The organism is uncultured Brachyspira sp., from assembly GCF_934747485.1.
GTDB lineage: Bacteria > Spirochaetota > Brachyspiria > Brachyspirales > Brachyspiraceae > Brachyspira.
The window spans coordinates 1-17761 of record NZ_CAKVGN010000063.1 but is presented as its reverse complement, the minus strand read 5'-3'; the positions used below and the strand labels follow the sequence as shown (position 1 = coordinate 17761).

Annotated in this window: 15 protein-coding genes; 6 read left to right on the top strand and 9 right to left on the bottom strand. The window is 28.4% G+C overall.

The genetic code is table 11. The features are described from left to right. Positions 1 to 164 precede the first annotated feature (164 nt). The 3 genes from Q0H31_RS10720 to Q0H31_RS10710 are packed head-to-tail and all read left to right on the top strand — an operon-like array spanning position 165 to position 2111. A complete protein-coding gene (locus Q0H31_RS10720) occupies positions 165 to 374 on the top strand; it encodes a heavy-metal-associated domain-containing protein (RefSeq protein ID WP_295298060.1) in 210 nt (69 codons plus the stop codon). Between the two features lies 1 nt (position 375). Next, complete coding sequence (gene ruvA, locus Q0H31_RS10715; RefSeq protein WP_295298058.1) at positions 376 to 960, top strand: Holliday junction branch migration protein RuvA; 585 nt, start codon at positions 376 to 378, stop codon at positions 958 to 960. Positions 961 to 974: 14 nt separating this feature from the next. Further along, the gene (locus tag Q0H31_RS10710; protein WP_295298057.1) at positions 975 to 2111 is read left to right on the top strand and encodes a DNA translocase FtsK 4TM domain-containing protein; all 1137 of its coding nucleotides are present in this window, start codon (positions 975 to 977) and stop codon (positions 2109 to 2111) included. Here Q0H31_RS10710 and Q0H31_RS10705 read toward each other — a convergent pair. Together Q0H31_RS10705 and Q0H31_RS10700 are read right to left on the bottom strand one after the other, a co-directional pair. After that, a complete protein-coding gene (locus Q0H31_RS10705) occupies positions 2108 to 3373 on the bottom strand; it encodes a glycosyltransferase N-terminal domain-containing protein (protein WP_295298056.1) in 1266 nt (421 codons plus the stop codon). The genes Q0H31_RS10710 and Q0H31_RS10705 overlap by 4 nt on opposite strands. 18 nt (positions 3374 to 3391) lie before the next feature. Continuing rightward, a complete protein-coding gene (locus Q0H31_RS10700) occupies positions 3392 to 3679 on the bottom strand; it encodes a hypothetical protein (RefSeq protein ID WP_295298054.1) in 288 nt (95 codons plus the stop codon). A gap of 517 nt (positions 3680 to 4196) precedes the next feature. On the opposite strand from Q0H31_RS10700, the gene Q0H31_RS10695 reads away from it, so the two are divergent. Next, positions 4197 to 7301 carry a type ISP restriction/modification enzyme gene (locus Q0H31_RS10695; RefSeq protein ID WP_295298053.1) on the top strand — a complete coding sequence of 1035 codons (3105 nt, stop codon included), beginning with the start codon at positions 4197 to 4199 and terminating at the stop codon, positions 7299 to 7301. A gap of 448 nt (positions 7302 to 7749) precedes the next feature. Further along, positions 7750 to 8784, top strand: a complete 1035-nt coding sequence (locus Q0H31_RS10690; protein ID WP_295298051.1) for a deoxyguanosinetriphosphate triphosphohydrolase — start codon at positions 7750 to 7752, stop codon at positions 8782 to 8784. Between the two features lie 373 nt (positions 8785 to 9157). Here the strand turns inward: Q0H31_RS10690 and Q0H31_RS10685 are convergent, their stop codons facing one another. The 3 genes from Q0H31_RS10685 to fusA all read right to left on the bottom strand — a co-directional run bounded on the left by Q0H31_RS10685 (position 9158) and on the right by fusA (position 12556). Further along, positions 9158 to 9562, bottom strand: coding sequence for a hypothetical protein (locus tag Q0H31_RS10685; RefSeq protein ID WP_295298049.1), 405 nt, complete (start codon positions 9560 to 9562; stop codon positions 9158 to 9160). A 3-nt stretch (positions 9563 to 9565) separates the two neighbouring features. Then, complete coding sequence (locus Q0H31_RS10680) at positions 9566 to 10384, bottom strand: PTS sugar transporter subunit IIA (protein WP_295298047.1); 819 nt, start codon at positions 10382 to 10384, stop codon at positions 9566 to 9568. Between the two features lie 81 nt (positions 10385 to 10465). Further along, positions 10466 to 12556: an elongation factor G gene (gene fusA / locus Q0H31_RS10675; RefSeq protein ID WP_295298045.1), complete on the bottom strand. Its 2091-nt coding sequence runs from the start codon at positions 12554 to 12556 to the stop codon at positions 10466 to 10468. A 286-nt stretch (positions 12557 to 12842) separates the two neighbouring features. On the opposite strand from fusA, the gene Q0H31_RS10670 reads away from it, so the two are divergent. Next, positions 12843 to 14153, top strand: a complete 1311-nt coding sequence (locus Q0H31_RS10670) for an MATE family Na+-driven efflux transporter (protein WP_295298043.1) — start codon at positions 12843 to 12845, stop codon at positions 14151 to 14153. Between the two features lie 70 nt (positions 14154 to 14223). Here the strand turns inward: Q0H31_RS10670 and Q0H31_RS10665 are convergent, their stop codons facing one another. The 4 genes from Q0H31_RS10665 to Q0H31_RS10650 form a co-directional block, all read right to left on the bottom strand. After that, on the bottom strand, positions 14224 to 14352 hold the full coding sequence (locus Q0H31_RS10665; RefSeq protein ID WP_295298041.1) for a hypothetical protein: 129 nt from the start codon (positions 14350 to 14352) through the stop codon (positions 14224 to 14226). A 369-nt stretch (positions 14353 to 14721) separates the two neighbouring features. Further along, complete coding sequence (locus Q0H31_RS10660; RefSeq protein ID WP_295298039.1) at positions 14722 to 15339, bottom strand: hypothetical protein; 618 nt, start codon at positions 15337 to 15339, stop codon at positions 14722 to 14724. 70 nt (positions 15340 to 15409) lie between these two features. Beyond that, positions 15410 to 15697 (bottom strand): hypothetical protein, encoded by a 288-nt coding sequence (locus tag Q0H31_RS10655; protein ID WP_295298037.1) that lies wholly within the window; start codon positions 15695 to 15697, stop codon positions 15410 to 15412. Positions 15698 to 15990: 293 nt separating this feature from the next. Then, a complete protein-coding gene (locus Q0H31_RS10650) occupies positions 15991 to 17580 on the bottom strand; it encodes an alkaline phosphatase (RefSeq protein ID WP_295298035.1) in 1590 nt (529 codons plus the stop codon). Positions 17581 to 17761 lie beyond the last annotated feature (181 nt).

The following is a 17761-nucleotide window of genomic DNA, read 5'->3' as shown; positions in this document are numbered from 1 at the left end:
TAGCTATTTATATTATAAGGAATACCTACTTTATTTTAACTAAAAAACGTGCAATATCTATGGCTCCTAAACACAAACACATATGATTTTTTATTGAAAAATACGCCCAATTAGTATATAATTATTTGTTATAATGCTAAAACATTTTTATTAAGGAGATATAAATGAAAAATATTACTATCAAAATTAAAGGAATGGGCTGTCAAAATTGCGTTAAGGCTGTTACTGAAGAGCTTACTGCTTTAGAGGGAGTAAGCAAAGTAAATGTAAGTTTAGAAAATGCTTGTGCTGAAGTGGAATATGATGAAAGTAAAGTTAGTACAGATAAAATGCTTGAAGTAATTAAAGAATTAGAATACGAGCCTAGTTTATAATATGTTTGCTTTTATAGAAGGTAAAGTTTGCACAATATCAGAGGGAATCATTGCTCTTTTATGTTCTAATGGGGTGGCTTACGAGATTATAGTATCAAAAAAATTAAACGTTAATAATGATGATAATATAAGGCTATACACTCAATTAATACATAAAGAAGATTCTATGACGCTTTATGGTTTTAAAACAAGAGAAGAGAAAAAAATGTTTAATACTTTAATGTCTGCCTCTGGTGTTGGGGCTAAACTTGCAATGGAAGTTATCTCTACATATTCAATAGATGAAATAATGCATATACTCTTTAATAAAGATATTAATATGCTTAAAAAAGTTCAGGGAATGGGAGTAAAAAAGGCTGAAAAGCTATTGTTTGAAATTAGAGATAAAATAGAAAAGATAGATATAAATATTTCTTCTTCAAAAATATCATATAATGAAAATGAAAGTGATGTGATAAAAGCTCTTATATCATTAGGCTTTTCAAATAGTGAAGCATTAAAAGCATTATCAAACATAGATAACAAAGAAAATAAAACAACAGAAGATTTAATTAGCTTAGCATTAAGAAACTTAAGCAGCATATAAAAAGGATTAACAAAATGCCTAATACTCTTTTTATAATAATGATACTATACTGGTTTTCTTTATACACTTACATACCTTTTCAAGTACCGTATCTATACACTTTAAATGTAACTCCGTCTATAGTAGGTATAATACTTGGACTTTATGGTGCTTCACAGATGATACTTAGATTTCCTTTCGGTATAATAAGCGATTATTTTGGTAAGTATAAAATTTTTATAGTATTAGGTTCATTACTTTCTGCTATTTCTTCTATTATAAAAATGGTTTATCCTACTGCTAATGGCTTTTTAGTTGGTAATATATTAACAGGTGTTGCTGCTTCTACTTGGCTTATGTATATGGTTTTATATTATTCTTATTTCGACAGAAGCAAAGAACATATGGCAGCTAGTAAATGTTTGGTTGCTAATGTTATAGGAATGTTTTTGGGTTTTTTATTTGCAACTATATTTTATCAAAAGTTTGGAATGAGTCTTATGCTTATTGCTGCGGCTTTGGCTGCTTTTGCTGCAACTATATTGGCACTTTTCTTAAAAGAAGAGAAGAGGGATAAAAAAAGCAATATAAAAGATTTAATATTAGTTATAAAAAACAAAAGATTATTATTTTTCTCAGTATTAAGCATAATAGAGCAAGGCATACATATGGCCGCATCTGTGTCATTTACTCTAAACAGAATAAAAGAACTAGGAGGTGCATCATACCTTGTTGGAATAGCATCACTGCTTAATATGTTTTTTGCAATAGTGAGTGCATATATAGCAAGCACTTCATTTGCAAGCAAGAGAGGCTCAAAATTTTATGTTCCATTTTCTTTTGTGCTTTTGGGTTTATACTGCGTGTCTGTAATACTCACAAAAAATATATTTGTAATAGCAGCTTCTCAAATACTCTCAGGTCTATCAATAGGAATGCTCGCATCATATCTTACAAGCGAGGCACTTATAGAAATAGACAGAGATAAAAAATCTTCTGCTATGGGATTCTATCAAACAGCTTATTCAATAGGAATATTTATTTACCCTATCATAACAGGTAAAATAGTAGAAATGTATTCTATAGAGATAGCATATATATTTTTAACTGCTAGTGCTGTAATATGTGCATTTATAGCTTTATTATATTATAGAAAAGTAAAAACAAATTAATAAACTATGCCGTTATATTTATCTATAAACTCCATAGTTTTTTTACTAGCACCGTTATTCTGTATAAGAAGCTCATAGGCACTATTTGCTAATTTTTCTCTAAGCTCTTTATTCTCATAAGCAAGCTTTATAACTTCTGGAAGATTTTCTTTTTCTTTGCAATTAAAAACACTCTCTTTCATATATTCGTAAATCTCTATAAAGTTATACATATACCTTCCAACTATCACAGCCTTTTTAAAATAAATAGCCTCAAGTATATTATGCCCGCCCATATTGCCAATAAAAGTACCGCCCATTATAACAAGGTCAGAGAGTTTATACCAATTAAGAAGCTCACCTATTGTGTTTATAATAATGCCATCTTCAGAACTTCTATCATAATCAGTGTAAAGAGGCAAATTATATCCTAACTTTGAAGCTGTATTTTTTATATCCTCTCCCCTCTCTATATTTCTTGGCACTATTACAATATATACATCATCTTTTATGCCTATTTTATCTATGGCTTTTAATATAATTTCTTCTTCATTACTATGAGTACTTCCTGCAACTATAACAATTTTATTTACAGGTATCATACTCTCTAAACTGTCTATCTTTTTTTCATCTACACTATAATTAATATCATATTTCAAATTTCCAGTAACAGCTATAAGTTTTTTAGGCATACCTATAGCAATCATATTTTGCATATCAATACTACTTTGTGCAAGTATTTTAGCATACATATTAAAATAGGGCTTAAAGAAAAATTGAAAGTTTTTATAACCTTTAAGTTCTTTTTTACCAATTCTGCCATTAATTAAAAATATAGGAATAAGCCTCTTATGAAGCATATATATCATAGTAGGCCATATCTCAATTTCAGCTATCATCACATATTCTGGAGATATTAAATTTATAAGCTTATTAATCATATGCGGATAATCTAAAGTTAAATAAAAAAGCTCTACTTTATCTCCATAATTTTTTTTTGCAATATCATATCCGCCTACAGTAGTTGTAGATAAATAAACATTATATCCTCTTTCAATTAAATTAAATACCATTTCCCTAACAGCAACTATCTCCCCCACACTTACAGCATGAATCCATACAGCATTTTTATTATTTTCTTTAGGATAAATAAAACCTAATCTCGATAAAGCCCCCTTTCGTATTGGTTTATTAAAAAACATAATAATAGAAAAAGCTATAAAAATAAAAGGATAAGCAATATATCCAAAAATAAAATATATATAAAGAAGAAATAACTGCATTATAAAACTTTCCAACAATTAGAAAATGATAATCATCAATGTAAATAATATTATTAAAACATATATAGATAAAGAAATTAAAGCCTTTACTAATGCATGCTGTTTTCTAGTACCCCAATCGCATCTTGCAGATACGGCTATAAAAGAAATGAAAATACCTATCTCTATAACATTTAATAAAATTAACATTACTAAATTAAATCCAGAAGTAAGATTCTTATGTGCCATTATTATAAATGCTGCTATAGGAAAAAGCATAAATATAGAAGCATTAATTATCTTATGTATAACAATATATTTACTCATAGCTAAAATTATAATATATATATGTATTATGTCAAATATTTTATATGGTTGTATTTTTGATTATATACAATTATAAATTATCAAAAATAAAATTAATATTTTATTTTAATATTTGGGGCTTTGCCCCCTGCGAAGCGTACCCACAAGGTAAAACCCCACTTCTTTTTGCGACCGTAGGAAGTACCTTTGGTATGACCCAAAGAAGCTCATATCCTTCGGATACGCTTCGCGAAAGACTATATTTTTAATTCAAAAATAGGTATTATATAATATTTTATGAATATTCCTACCGTATAAAATAATTTGCACTTTCGCGAAGCGTGCCAGAATGGCAAAAACTTTGACGAAGTCCGCACCGCGACCGAAGGGAGTACCTTTAGGTGCGAAGGCGGGAAAAAGTTGAATAAAAAACTTATATAAAAAATAGTTGTTTAGCTATAAAAAATTAAAATAATTGCTTTTTTATATCAAATATACTGTAATATAGTTATAAATACATATTGGAGTTTAATGCATAATGTCTATAGCCTCAATAGAAAATTATTATAAACAAATAGAAGAAGCAAAATTATCTGGAAGCAGTAACGAGCAGAATATAAGAGAGTTTTTTTATGAACTTTTAAAAATTTATGCAGGTGAAAAAGGCTTAAAAATAGAGAGAGAAATAAAAGAGTATGCACAAAATAATAAAAAAGTATACCCAGACGGAAGAATAAAAAAAGACAGTATGGTTATAGGCTGGATAGAAAATAAAGATGAAAAAGATGACTTTGAAAAAGAAATAGACAGCAAAATAAAAAAAGGATACCCTCTAGATAATACTATATTTGAAAACTCTAAGACATTAGCATTATATCAAGAAGGCAGAAGAATAGAAACTATTGATATGAAAGACAGTAATGCTTTGCATGAAACTCTTTTAAAATTTGTCAGCTTTGTGCCTAATGCCTACAGAGAATTTTATGATGCATTCAGCAATTTGAAAAAAATACTACCCGATTTGGCAGATGATTTGAGAGAGTTTTTTAAAAATGAAAGAAAAAATAATAAAGGCTTTAGAGATGATTTAATAGACTTTACAGAAATGTGCGTTAGAAGTATAAATGCAGAAATAACTGAAGAAACAGCAATAGAAATGATAATTCAGCATATGCTTACAAGAGATATATTTGCAATGCTGTTTCATAATCAAAACTTCCATAGAAATAATATTATATCCAATTCAATAGAAAATATTTTAACTCATATAAATAAAAAAAGTGCAGAGATAAGCATAAAAATAAGCTCTTATATGGAATCACTTGTAAAATATATAGCTTTGATGAGTAAGGACGATAAACAGGATATATTAAAAACTTTTTACTCTGACTTTTATAAGGCATTGAATCAAAAAAAAGCAGATATACAGGGAATAGAATATACACCTATAGAAGTGGTAAAATTTATGGTGAGGGCTTCTGATGAACTTCTATATAAACATTTTAATAAAAAACTTCACAGCAAAGATGTTAATATATTAGACCCTTGTTCAGGCACTGGAATATTTATGGCTGATATAATTAACAATATAAATAGTAAAGATTTGGAATATAAATACAAAAATGAATTATTCTCTAATGAAATTGATATAATGCCCTATTATATTTCAAACCTTAATATAGAAAATGCATATTTTGAAAAGATGAACAGCTATGAAATATTTGAGAATATGTGTTTTTTGGATACTTTGGAGTTTCAGATAAAAAGCCGAAAATCGGGCGGACTCTTTGAAATGGAGCAGTTCAGCAGCGAAAATGTGGAGAGGGCTATAAAACAGTATAAGAAAAAAATCAATTTAATAATAGGAAATCCTCCGTATAATGCCAATCAAAAAAGCGAGAATGATAATAATAAAAATAAAATTTATAAAGAGCTTGATAAAAGAATACAATTAACATATATAGCCAACAGCAAAGCCCAAAAAACTAAACAATATGACATGTATAAAAGATTTATAAGATGGGCAAGCGACAGAATAAAAAGCGATGACAACGGCATAATAGCATTTATCACAAATAATGCCTATTTAGATTCAAAGCAAGATGACGGATTTAGAATAAGCGTGCAGAAAGATTTTGATTATATTTACATAGTAGATTTAAAAGGCAACTTAAGAAAAAAAGATAAAAGAGAAGGCGAAAATATTTTTAATATACAAACAGGTGTTGCTATAATGTTTTTAATAAAAGACGCCAAAATAAAAGCAGCAGATAAAAAAGCAGATATAAAATATTATAACATAGGCGGCAGCTTGGGAAGATATGAAAAACTTTTGAATTTGTCTGAAATAAAAAAACTTTCAGAAATAGATTTTGAAGACATAGTGCCGACAGATAAAGGACAATGGCTAAACCAAACAGATAACGACTTTTATGAGCATATAGCATTGATAGACAAAAACGTAAAAAATCAAAAGGTTGGTAAAGGCATAGAACAAAAAGCAATTTTTAAAATGTTTAGTTTAGGGGCATTAACTGCAAGAGATGATTGGGCTTATGATTTTGATGAAAAACAGCTTGAAAAGAAAATAAAATATTTTTTGAAAGTTTATAATAAAGAAAGAAAAAAATGGGCTGACAGAGAATTGAATGATGCCGAGATGAATAATAAATTAGACTATTCTATAAAATGGGTTGGCGATACAAAAGACTATATGATAAAAAATAAGGAAATAGATTTTAACATAGAATATATTAGAAAATGTTTCTATAGACCATTTATAAAAAATTATACTTATTTTGATTATCCTATAATGCAGAGACCTTATCAGAATAAAAAAATATTTCCAAATGAAAATTCTAATAATATTGCCTTAGCATTCAATAATATTCCAAATCCAACTTTAAATCCTATAGTTACTGATACATTATCAGATTATAAATTTAATATAGGCGGAGGAAATGGAGGAGCTCATATAGTACCTTTCTATATATACAACACCGAAGAGCCTACACTCAATATCACTGATTATGCTCTGAAAATATTCGAACAAAAATACAAAGAATTAGCTACCCCTGAAAACATTTTTGCTTATTGTCATGCTGTGCTATCATCTCCTAGCTACCAACAAAAATACGAAGATAATCTTAAAACTGACTATCCTCGAATACCGCTTTACAGCAATTTTAAAGAGTTCGCTGCTCTCGGAAAAAGGCTCATTGAACTTCAGACTAATTTTGAAAACATAGAACCATACAGCAATTTACAAATAGAAAGCGATTTAAACTACATTCCTGAAAAAATAGACAGCCCTAATAAAAATGATTTCTTCGACTTCCTAAAACTAAATAAAGAAACAGCTGCAATAATACTAGACTCAAAAAACATTATAAAAAACATACCGCCAAAAGCGTTTGATTATAAAATAGGAAGCAGGTCGGCTTTAGATTGGATATGCGATTATTATAAGCCTAAAAAGTTAAAGCCTGAAAAGGAACTTCATCATAAAACATTAATAGACAATGACCTTACAAATTATGATTGGGTTTCTATTCGTTCATATCTTCTTGACATTATACCGAGAATAGTTGCTATAAGTATAGAAAGTGTTGATATTTTTGAGAGGCTTAAAAAGTTAAAATAATTAAAAACTTTGATTGATAAGGCTAAAAATGTTTTATTATAATGCTTGAAAATATATATAAATTAATTATATATATACTAAAAATTTTACGTTTTGTCAAAATTAGTTTTTATGTTGCTATTATTTTCGGGGACTAGCCACCCTGTGAAGCGTACCCGCAGGGTAGAACCCCACTTCTTTTGTCAACCAAAGTAAGTACCTAGGTATTATATAATATTTTATAAATATCCGTATAAAATTAAATAATTTGCACTTTTTGGTTCTTTTTGCTGCGGGAAAAAGAACAATAAGAAATTTACAAATTTAAAATACACATTACAACTATAAAAATAAAATCTATAATATTGTCACAATATACATTAGTTTATAACACATCAAATATTTTATATAATTGTATTTTTTTTATTATAATGTAATATTAACATAATATATAAAAAGGATATTGATTTTGAGAACAATAAGATTAGATATAGAAACAAGAGAAAGAAGTTTTTTGTCTCCTGCAGCATCATTTTCTTCAAATAGCAAAGGCTGCCAACATCCAAGAGAAGAAGATGATATAAGAACACTTTATATGCAAGACAGAGATAGAATCATACATAGCGAATATTTTAGAAGGTTAAAAGATAAAGCACAAGTAATAATGCTTTCTGTTGGAGATTTTAGAACAAGACTCACACATACATTAGAAGTTATGCAAATAGCAAGAAGTATCGCAAGAGTACTAAGACTCAATGAAGATTTAACAGAAGCCATAGCATTAGGACATGATTTGGGGCACTCACCATTTGGACATGCTGGAGAGAAAGCTATATCAAAATATTTCAAAGGCTTTCATCATTCTGTGCAGTCGCTTAGAGTAATAGAACATTTGGAAAAAGGCAAAGGACTAAACCTAACATTTGAAGTGAGAGACGGTATATTAAAACACACTAAAGGAAAAACAGGAAAACTTCTTACAGATTCATCAGGACCTTCAACTAATGAGGGTATGATTGTGAGAATTGCCGATACTATAGCTTATGCTAATCATGATGTTGATGATGCTATAAGATATGGACTTTTAGATTATCATGATATACCAAAAGATATAATAAATGTTCTTGGTAAGAGTTACGGTGAGAGGGCTGATACTATGATAATGGGAGTGATTAATGCTAGTATAGAAAAAATGTATATAGATATAGATGCAAAAGTTTTAAATGCTATTAATGATTTAAGGGCTTTTATGTTTAAAAAGGTTTATGAAAGTAAAGAAATATTGGAAGATGTTGATAGGGTAAACAGAATAATATCTACTATATTTGAATATTTATTAAAACATTTAGAAATTATAGAAGAAGATAAATTATTTAAAAAAGCAGATATACCGTATAGCAGCAATGAAGAATTAGTAAAAGACTATGTAGCACATCTTACAGACTCTGAGGCTATAAAACTTCATAAGTCTATTACCTACGGCAAACTTAATTCTATTTATTAAAAATAGTTATACGGAAACAAATATATTTTCTTGATTTTTTGTGAAATAACTATATTTTGTCATATAAGTTTTTTTATTCAACTTTTTCCCGCCTTCGCACCTAAAGGTACTCCCTTCGGCCGCGGTGCAGACTTCGTCAAAAAGTTACAAAAAACGCATATACTACAGCTTAATATTTTAAGAATATGTATTAAATATAACATAACACTATTGTTTCGTATAAAAATGCAGTCCTTTTGCTTCTTTGGGTCATACCCACAGGTACTTCCTTCGGTCGCCAAAAGAAGTGGGGGTGTGGGGGCAAAGCCACCACAAATAAAAAACTAAAATATGTTTTTGATGAACTAAAATTTCTTAATATATAAATCAACAACTATATTACAGAAGTTTTGAACTCGCTAACAAATGTGGAGTCTTGATTGTCTTTTAAAATAACTTTTGAAGTGTATATTGAAGGAGGCAAATAATTACCGTTTTTGTCTATAGCAGACCATATTGCTGTAGCTTCCTTTTTGTCGGTAGATATAGTCATAGTTTTTTCATCTACCAAATTACCCTCTTGAGAATAAATATAAAGATTAGTTTCTATTATCTCTCCAGTATCAATAGAAACTTTAAAAGTAGTATATGCTTCTTCTTTACTATTAAAAGGATTTGGATAATTAAAAAACTCTTTAATGTTAGAGCTAGGTTTATTAGTGGAACAAGATATATAAAGAATAGCTAAAGAAATTATTAAAAATACCTTAGCTATTCTTTTAAAAATATTATTTTTCATTAATTAGTCAGTAGTGAATAATATTCTTCCGCAGTGGAAACACATAATAATCTGATTCTGTCTTCTAACTTCATTAACAGTCATTTTAGGTATAGCTACATTACAAGCACTGCATTTATAATTTTCAATTTTTGCAAGAGCTTCACCTTTATTTTCTTTAATTCTCTTATAGTTTTCTAATACAGCAACATCAATTTTGCTTAAAATAGTATCTTTATATTTTTTGTACTCTTCTAAAACTAAATCTGATTTTTGCTGAGAGTGAGTAGAACTATAAAGTTCATAAGCTTTAATTTGTATTTCAGCTCTTTCAAGTTCGATTAAGAATTTGATTTGTTTTTCTGCTTCAAATTTTTCATCTAATTTTTTGAAAGATTCTAATACAGTTTCTAACTCTTCAAAATTCTTAGTAGCTATTATTTTGTCTAATATCTCTTTTTGGTTAACTAAAAAGAATATTTGAGAAAGATTTAAAAGATAATCTTGAGGGTTTTCAAGATCAGAAAGTATAGCAAATACGAGTTTAACAGGACTCTTTTCATCAGAATCTGAGTCATAGTTTATCTCATTTTTTAGGAAACCTACAAATATGTCAGTTTTACCATAACCCTGAATTCTACCATGCGGAACTGCAACGCCATTACCAATATTAGTTGTGTACTCATCTTCTCTCTTTTTCAAAGCATCAAATATAGAATCAGTAGAAAGTGAAGAAACAGAAGCTATTTTTTCACTTAAAGCTTTGAAAAGAGAATCCTTATCTTTTGATTCTAAGTCTTCAAATACATGTTCTTTTTTTATTTTGTCAATAATCTTGAGCATATAATCTCCTAATTTATTATTAAAATATTATATTATAGTATATAAAAAATATCAACTTATATTTATATACATTTTTTAACTTTATTCAGCACTACCAAGCAAAGCCTTACGCTCTTCAATAACCTTATCAGCCAAAGGACCGGTAAGTTCTTGATAATGAGAATGCTCCATCTCAAAAGTACCCCTTCCGGAAGTAGAAGCTTTCATTTCTATAGAATAAGTAAGCATCTCTGAAAGCGGAACTTCTGCCTTAATCATTTGTACAGTGTTTGACGCAGCCTCCATTCCTAAAATTTTGCCTCTTTTACCTGTAAGCTCATTCATTATAGAACCAGTAAACTCTTCAGGCACATAAACTGTAACCTTCATAACAGGCTCAAGCAGCACAGGCGAAGCATTTTTAAAAGCCTCTTTAGCAGCCATAGATGCAGCTATTCTAAATGATAATTCATTAGAATCCACATCATGGTACTTACCATCATAAACTCTCACTTTAACATCTACCATAGGATATCTTCCTAATGGACCTTGTGCTAAAGCATCTTGTATACCCTTTTCTACACCGGGTATATATTGCTTAGGTATAGCACCTCCAAATATATCATTTACAAATTCATAACCGCCGTCACGCGGGAGTGGTGAAACCTCTAAATGAACCTCTCCAAATTGTCCGCTTCCGCCTGATTGTTTTTTATGTCTGTATTGTGCTTGTGCTTGTTTTCTTATTGTCTCTATATATGCAACTCTTGGAACGCTTTGTTCTATCTCTGCCTTTGTGAGGGCAATAACTCTATCTAATGCCAATTTTACTTGCAAATCTCCCATAGCTTTTATGATAGTTTCTTTTGTTTCGCTATCAAACTCTACGTGGAATGTTAAATCTTCTTGGCTAATAGTGTCTAATACTTCTAATGCTTTTACATCATTTTTAAGTATTTTAATTGCTGTAAAATATATTGGCTGAGGAACTTTAAGAGCTAAGAATTGGAAAGGTGAAGAAGGCACGCTTATAGTATCACCTGTTCTACAATCAGAAAGTTTTGCTAATACTCCAATATCGCCTGCTGTAATTGTATCTGCCTCTATTTGTTTTTTTCCTCTTGCTATATATATGTGCGAAACTTTTTCTTTTTTGCCTGTTCTAGAATTATATATTTCATCTCCGCTTTTTATGCTTCCAGAACGAACTTTAAAGAAAGAAATACGTCCTGCATATTGGTCTATTGTAGTTTTAAATACAAAAGCTGCAAATGGATTATTGTCGCCTAATATAGACCTTGTAGCTGCTTCATTAGTTAAAAGGTCCGTACCGTCTGTAACAGGTACATAAGAAGGCGAAGGCATATATCTTATTATAGTATCAAGTACAGCACCCATTCCTATATCTCTAATAGATGTACCAAAAAGAATAGGCACTACCTTATATTGAAGAATAGATTTTGTTAAAGCTTCTATATATTCTTCATCGGTAAACTTACCGCCATCTAAGAACTTTTCTGTTAAACTGTCATCTACTTCACATACAAGTTCTTTTAATCTGTCTCTTGTAGCCCTATATTCATCATAATACTCTTCTGGTATCTCTGCTTCTATTATTTTACCCTCTTCATCTCTAAAGAAAGCCTTATGATAAATAACATCTATAATACCTTTGAAATCTTTACCATTACCCATAGGTATTTGTATAGGCACTACAGGAGGCTCTTTGAAGTTATTTTCTATCTTTTCTAATAAAGTCTTATGATCAACCATGTCTTTATCAATTTTATTAATAAATACAATTCTTGGTCTTTTGAAATTATTAGCCATCTGCCAATGCTTTTCGGTTTCTATTTGTATGCCAAACTCAGCATCTATTACAACAATGCATGATTCTGCAACTCTTAAAGCTGGGTTAATATCGCCGCTAAAATCACCCGAACCAGGAATATCCAGCAAATTAATCTTATGGTCTTTCCACTCTATAAAACTTATAGAAGTACGAATCGACATTTTCTGCTTAATTTCTTCGTCTGTATAATCGCTTACTGTAGTACCTCTTGCCACTTCTCCTTTTTTGTCAATACACTTGGCCCTAAAAAGAAGTGCTTCATTTAAAGAAGTTTTACCACTTCCAACATGCCCTAATAGGGCTACATTACGAATACTTTCTGGGTTATAAATTTTTCCCATAAACATTCCTCCTTATGATGGCGGTTATTTTTATTATTAATGTTTTTATGATTTTCTATTGACTTGTGATTGCTTAGAAGATAAGCAGGTTCATAGAAAGCTAAATACTGCATGTTAACTCAAGTATAGTAAAAAAAATATCAAAAATCAAATTCTATTATTCTTTTTTAATACAAAAATGAATATTTATTTATAAAACAACAATTATATTCTAAAATTTTATTGATAAAATGTTTATATTAACGTATGATATGTATCATTTTTGAGTGCGGAGACTTAAATATTTATGAATTTACTTAGAAAAATTAATTTTAAATTGTTTATAGTTCTAATCATACAAGCTTTAATACCTTCTATTTATTCAACTTTTAGAATATATCTGTTAGACAGCTACCCCAATGCAAGCGGTATAAATATAGCATCACAGCAAATGTGGCTTGGAATTATATACGAAGTCTTTGAAGAAGCAATAATAGCCCCTCTATTTTTCTTTCTTGGTAATATAAAAGATGATGATATTAATAATCATAAAGAAATTTTTATAAATAAATTAAGAAGCTCTATTATAATAATAACTTTTATATATATTATAATGGCTCTAATTATAAATATATTTGCAGGAAATCTTGTTACTGCAATGAAACAGCAAGCAGATTTATATGCTCAAACAACAACATATATAAAATTAGAATCTTTTGCCAACATTTCTATAGTGCTATTTCATTTGATGATTATAGCACACACTTCTTTAGAAAATTATAAATCAATATTTGCAATTACAACAATAAAAATGTTTCTAACTATTATTCTTGATATATTATTTGTCTCTCAATACAGTATATCATTAAACTTAGGAGTTAATGGTATAGCATACAATAACATAATATCTAACTTAATATCAGTTATAATTGCTGTATTTTTATTGAATAAATGCGGATACAATATTTTCTCTAAAACAAAATTAACTTTTCTATGGAATAAAAAAATTACTTCTCTAAATGTAGTATCCGGACTTGAATCTTTTTATAGAAACTTAATTTATAGTATAGTGCTTGTGAGAATGATAAATATTGTAGGAGAACAGGGAAACTATTGGATTGCTAATTCTTTTTACTGGGCTTGGCTATTAATACCAATCAATCAAATAGGCACGCTTATAAAAACTGACTTATCAAAAAAACATAATAGAAGCTTAAAGCCTTATGTATTATTAACAACTATATTTGTGATAATATGGATAGCTTTAATACCAACTTATAAATATTTTATGAAATATATAATGAATGCTCAAAATCTTGAATCGGTTATGAACTTGGTTATGATACTTTTCCCTTTTTATATATGTTATGCATACTACACTATAATTTCAAGTTTATTATATGCAATAGGTCAAATAAAATATATGCTGTTACAATCTTTCTTAGTTAATACTTTCTTTAACATTCCATACTTTATTTTATATTTAAAAGGTGCCTATGAAATAACATTATTAAATATAACATTGAGATTTGGTTTGGCTATATTAATATCAACTGTTATAATATATATAATTTATTTTACCGTAATAATGAAAAAACTAAAAAATAATGAAATATAAATGAAAAATTATTTAATGCCCACAATTTAATAAAAAATTGAGGGCATCTCGCAGAAAAAAATTATTTATTTTATTTCTTCTGATTAGGGTTCAACTGTTTTCCTCTATTACCTTGATTTTTATCATATGTAATATTTGTTCCAGATGTACCCTTATTGGCATTTGAAATATCTGCATTATGATTTGATTTTTTACTCATACTATATACTCCTTTTATATATTATATGCAAATAATAATATATAATAATTATTTTACACTTGAAGTATTAAAAAAAATTAATATTTCAATTTTTTTTACTTTATTTGATTTTGAATCATATACATATTACAAAAAACTTTTTTATATTATTAAAATTTTGCAAATAAAAAGCGTAAGCATTAAAAAACACCTACGCTCTATAAAACCTTAAATAATATTATTTTAATATATATAAAACCTGAGAAAGAAAATAGTATTTAGATTTTACTTAGTTTGTATTATAAACTATAACTTTATTATATTATGAATACAAAGATATAAAAGAAATAAAAATATAAAAAAAATTTTAATTTCATAAAAAGATAACTCTTAAAATTTAACACTATTTAAAGAATTTGCTATCCTCATTAAAGAATCTTCCAAATAATAAACAGGAAACGTATAATTTAATATAAAATAATAGCCATTATTAGATTCAAAGATTGTATAAAGTATGCTAGTAGCATTATCCATATTAATTTTAAACTGAATATTTTTTATTCCATTAATAGTATAATATTCTTCTGTAAAATTATTTCCATTATTCATCTTTCTTATAAAACTAATTAAAGAATTAAGATTATCACCCTCTTTTTTAGTATATCCCGCCAAACATGTTATTTTTATTTTCTCGTCTATAAACATACTATCAACATCAAAGTAACCTTTTCCATAACCTGTTTTAGAAATTATATCATCTCTCTCTTCATCTGTTAATTTAATAGAGTCTATTGGAGGAATAAAACTTATATAAGCATTTGTAATAAAATATCTTTCATTAGTAGAAATATCATGTCCTAAGTCTAATTTTTTAAAATTAATTTCTTTGTTGGAAAATAAATCTGCATAATTTGAAGCATCATTATTAGAAACATTATTTATATTCTCTTTTTTATTGCAGCTTAATAATAAAAAAATTAATAATAAATAAAAAATATTTCTTTTCATCAATACTTACCTAACTTAATGTAGTATCATAATTTTTATAATAATACATAAATATATAAATAATTAAATTTTATTTAGTAACGGTTACTGTTCTGCTTTGGAAAGTAACAATACTTGTTAAAATATTTAAGAAAAAGTCTCCAGCATTGCATCTAGTATATATCTCATAATCCTTTGCACCGCCTGCTAATTCTTTAGTATCTATAGAACCAACAGGAACTAATCCCCATAAAGCATACCACTGCTTTCTTTCTATCTTCACACCAGTTTGAGGTCCATTACCAACTATATGCCTATGCGATAAACAAGAAGTTGCAAACAATGCCACAACAAACATCATAACAATAAACTTTTTCATTTTTTATCCTTTTTATTTATATAGTAGGCTCAATTTTAGCATAAATATTTTTTTATTACAAATTATTTAGCATTATGTGTATAAGCCAGAAATATTGAATTAAGTATTTCTTAATTTTTTAAGTAAACAAAAGGAATATCATAATTTAAAACAGAATTATTATATTTTTTTAATTTATTTGATGTTGAATAATATTTATATTACAAAAAACTTTTTTATATTATTAAAATTTTGCAAATAAAAAAGCGTAAGCATTAAAAAACACCTACGCTCTATAAAACCTTAAATAATATTTATTTCAATATGTCTAAGACCTGAGAAGGAAAATACCATTTAGATTCATTGTAAACCACAACACCATCTAAAGTTTTTTTCTCTCCATCTACAATTATTATATTTCTATTTTTCATTATTTGAGCAGTTTTATCACCAATATGCATAGTAAGAATATTACCGTCTGATGTTAATTCTACACCTGCCTTCTTTAATTCATCTTCACTCATAAACAATTTTTTTGTAGCTTCATCTAAATTTATTCCCATAGCAAAAGCAATATTTTTAGCTATATCTGTGTTATCTATAAGTCCTACAATTCTTTTATTATTTGGCAAATATGTATATAGAGGAACATCTTCTCCAGTATGACCATGTGTACTGAAACCTAAATAAGCTCTTTTTGCTAATATTGGTCCTATAGCATAATGTAAATCATCTCCTGTTTTTCCTCTAAGAGAATTAACCTCTTCTTCTGTCATATCATCTATAGCATAATATTTTTGCATAGCAGTTCTTATATCTTCACCAGCTTCTATTTTTCTTGCCACATACTCAGCAGAACGTGAAGCTTTTTTCACAGGCTCTATAAAACTTTCTAATTTTCTTTTGTGATAATCTGAAGAAGTATCATAATTACCCATAGTAAAACCGCTGTTTCCATGGTCAGTTACCGCTATAACCATAGTATTATTATCTTTTTTAGCAAAATCTAATGCCGCCTTTACAGCATCAACATAAGCCAAAGTATCAGATGCTAATCCCACAAGGTCATTAGCATGAGCTGCCCAGTCCACTTTTGAAGCCTCCACAATCAAGAAGAAACCTTTATCATTTTTAGAAAGTATATCTATTGCCTTTGAAGTCATTTGAGCTAATGAAGGCTGAGTTGTTTCTTCTCTGTCTATTTCATAAGCCAAATCTGCATCAGCAAAAAGTCCTACAACTTTATCACCTCTAAAAGAATCTAATTCATCTGAAGTTCTAATTATAGAATATCCTAAATTAGTCATTTCTGATATTAAATCTTTTCCGTCTTTTCTATATTCTTTAGTGAAAAACTTATACCCTCCTCCTAATATAACATCTATATCTTGAAACACTTGCTGTTCGCTTAAATCATCATAATCTTTTCTGGTGATGTCATGAGCAGAAAAAGCTGCAGGAGTGGCATGCATAATTTCTGAAGTAGAAATTACTCCTGTAGATTTACCAAGAAGCTGAGCTGCCTCCAAAACATTTGCTATAGGGGCTCTTGCTTCAGTAGGTATTGATGAATTAGGAAGTATAGCTTCATCTGGAAATACACCTATAAACTGCTGATAAGATGATTTATAGCCTGTAGCTAAAGCTGTACCTGCTGGGGCTGAATCTGCTATAGGAGAATCAGCATTATGTGTTCTCACTGCTCCGCTTAACATCTCATCTATTGCTAATGAATCTCCGCCGTTAAACCATCTTGAGTATGTGATTACATCAGAGCTTTGTCCGTCTGCAATTAAAAGTATAACGTTTTTAGCTTTTGTGGTGTTTTGTGAATTAGTGTAAGGCTGCTGACCGCATCCGATAAAAAATGCGGATAAAAGAAGAATAGGTAATAATTGAATCATAGATTTTCTCCAATCTTTATAATTTGGTAAAAATCTGATATCAAATTTTACGCACATACTATATATTATAATAAAATAAAAATCAATAGCATATAAATATTTATGATGTTTAGGAGCCATACATATTGCACGTTTTTTAGTTTAAAAAAAGCAGGTATTCCTTATAATTTAATTAACTAAA

Bases quoted from the DNA above. Each gene is read 5' to 3' on its own strand.
- Q0H31_RS10720 (WP_295298060.1), top strand. From the start codon at position 165: ATGAAAAATATTACTATCAAAATTAAAGGAATGGGCTGTCAAAATTGC.
- ruvA (WP_295298058.1), top strand. From the start codon at position 376: ATGTTTGCTTTTATAGAAGGTAAAGTTTGCACAATATCAGAGGGAATC.
- Q0H31_RS10710 (WP_295298057.1), top strand. From the start codon at position 975: ATGCCTAATACTCTTTTTATAATAATGATACTATACTGGTTTTCTTTA.
- Q0H31_RS10705 (WP_295298056.1), bottom strand. From the start codon at position 3,373: ATGCAGTTATTTCTTCTTTATATATATTTTATTTTTGGATATATTGCT.
- Q0H31_RS10700 (WP_295298054.1), bottom strand. From the start codon at position 3,679: ATGAGTAAATATATTGTTATACATAAGATAATTAATGCTTCTATATTT.
- Q0H31_RS10695 (WP_295298053.1), top strand. From the start codon at position 4,197: ATGTCTATAGCCTCAATAGAAAATTATTATAAACAAATAGAAGAAGCA.
- Q0H31_RS10685 (WP_295298049.1), bottom strand. From the start codon at position 9,562: ATGAAAAATAATATTTTTAAAAGAATAGCTAAGGTATTTTTAATAATT.
- Q0H31_RS10680 (WP_295298047.1), bottom strand. From the start codon at position 10,384: ATGCTCAAGATTATTGACAAAATAAAAAAAGAACATGTATTTGAAGAC.
- fusA (WP_295298045.1), bottom strand. From the start codon at position 12,556: ATGGGAAAAATTTATAACCCAGAAAGTATTCGTAATGTAGCCCTATTA.
- Q0H31_RS10670 (WP_295298043.1), top strand. From the start codon at position 12,843: ATGAATTTACTTAGAAAAATTAATTTTAAATTGTTTATAGTTCTAATC.
- Q0H31_RS10665 (WP_295298041.1), bottom strand. From the start codon at position 14,352: ATGAGTAAAAAATCAAATCATAATGCAGATATTTCAAATGCCAATAAG.
- Q0H31_RS10660 (WP_295298039.1), bottom strand. From the start codon at position 15,339: ATGAAAAGAAATATTTTTTATTTATTATTAATTTTTTTATTATTAAGC.
- Q0H31_RS10655 (WP_295298037.1), bottom strand. From the start codon at position 15,697: ATGAAAAAGTTTATTGTTATGATGTTTGTTGTGGCATTGTTTGCAACT.
- Q0H31_RS10650 (WP_295298035.1), bottom strand. From the start codon at position 17,580: ATGATTCAATTATTACCTATTCTTCTTTTATCCGCATTTTTTATCGGA.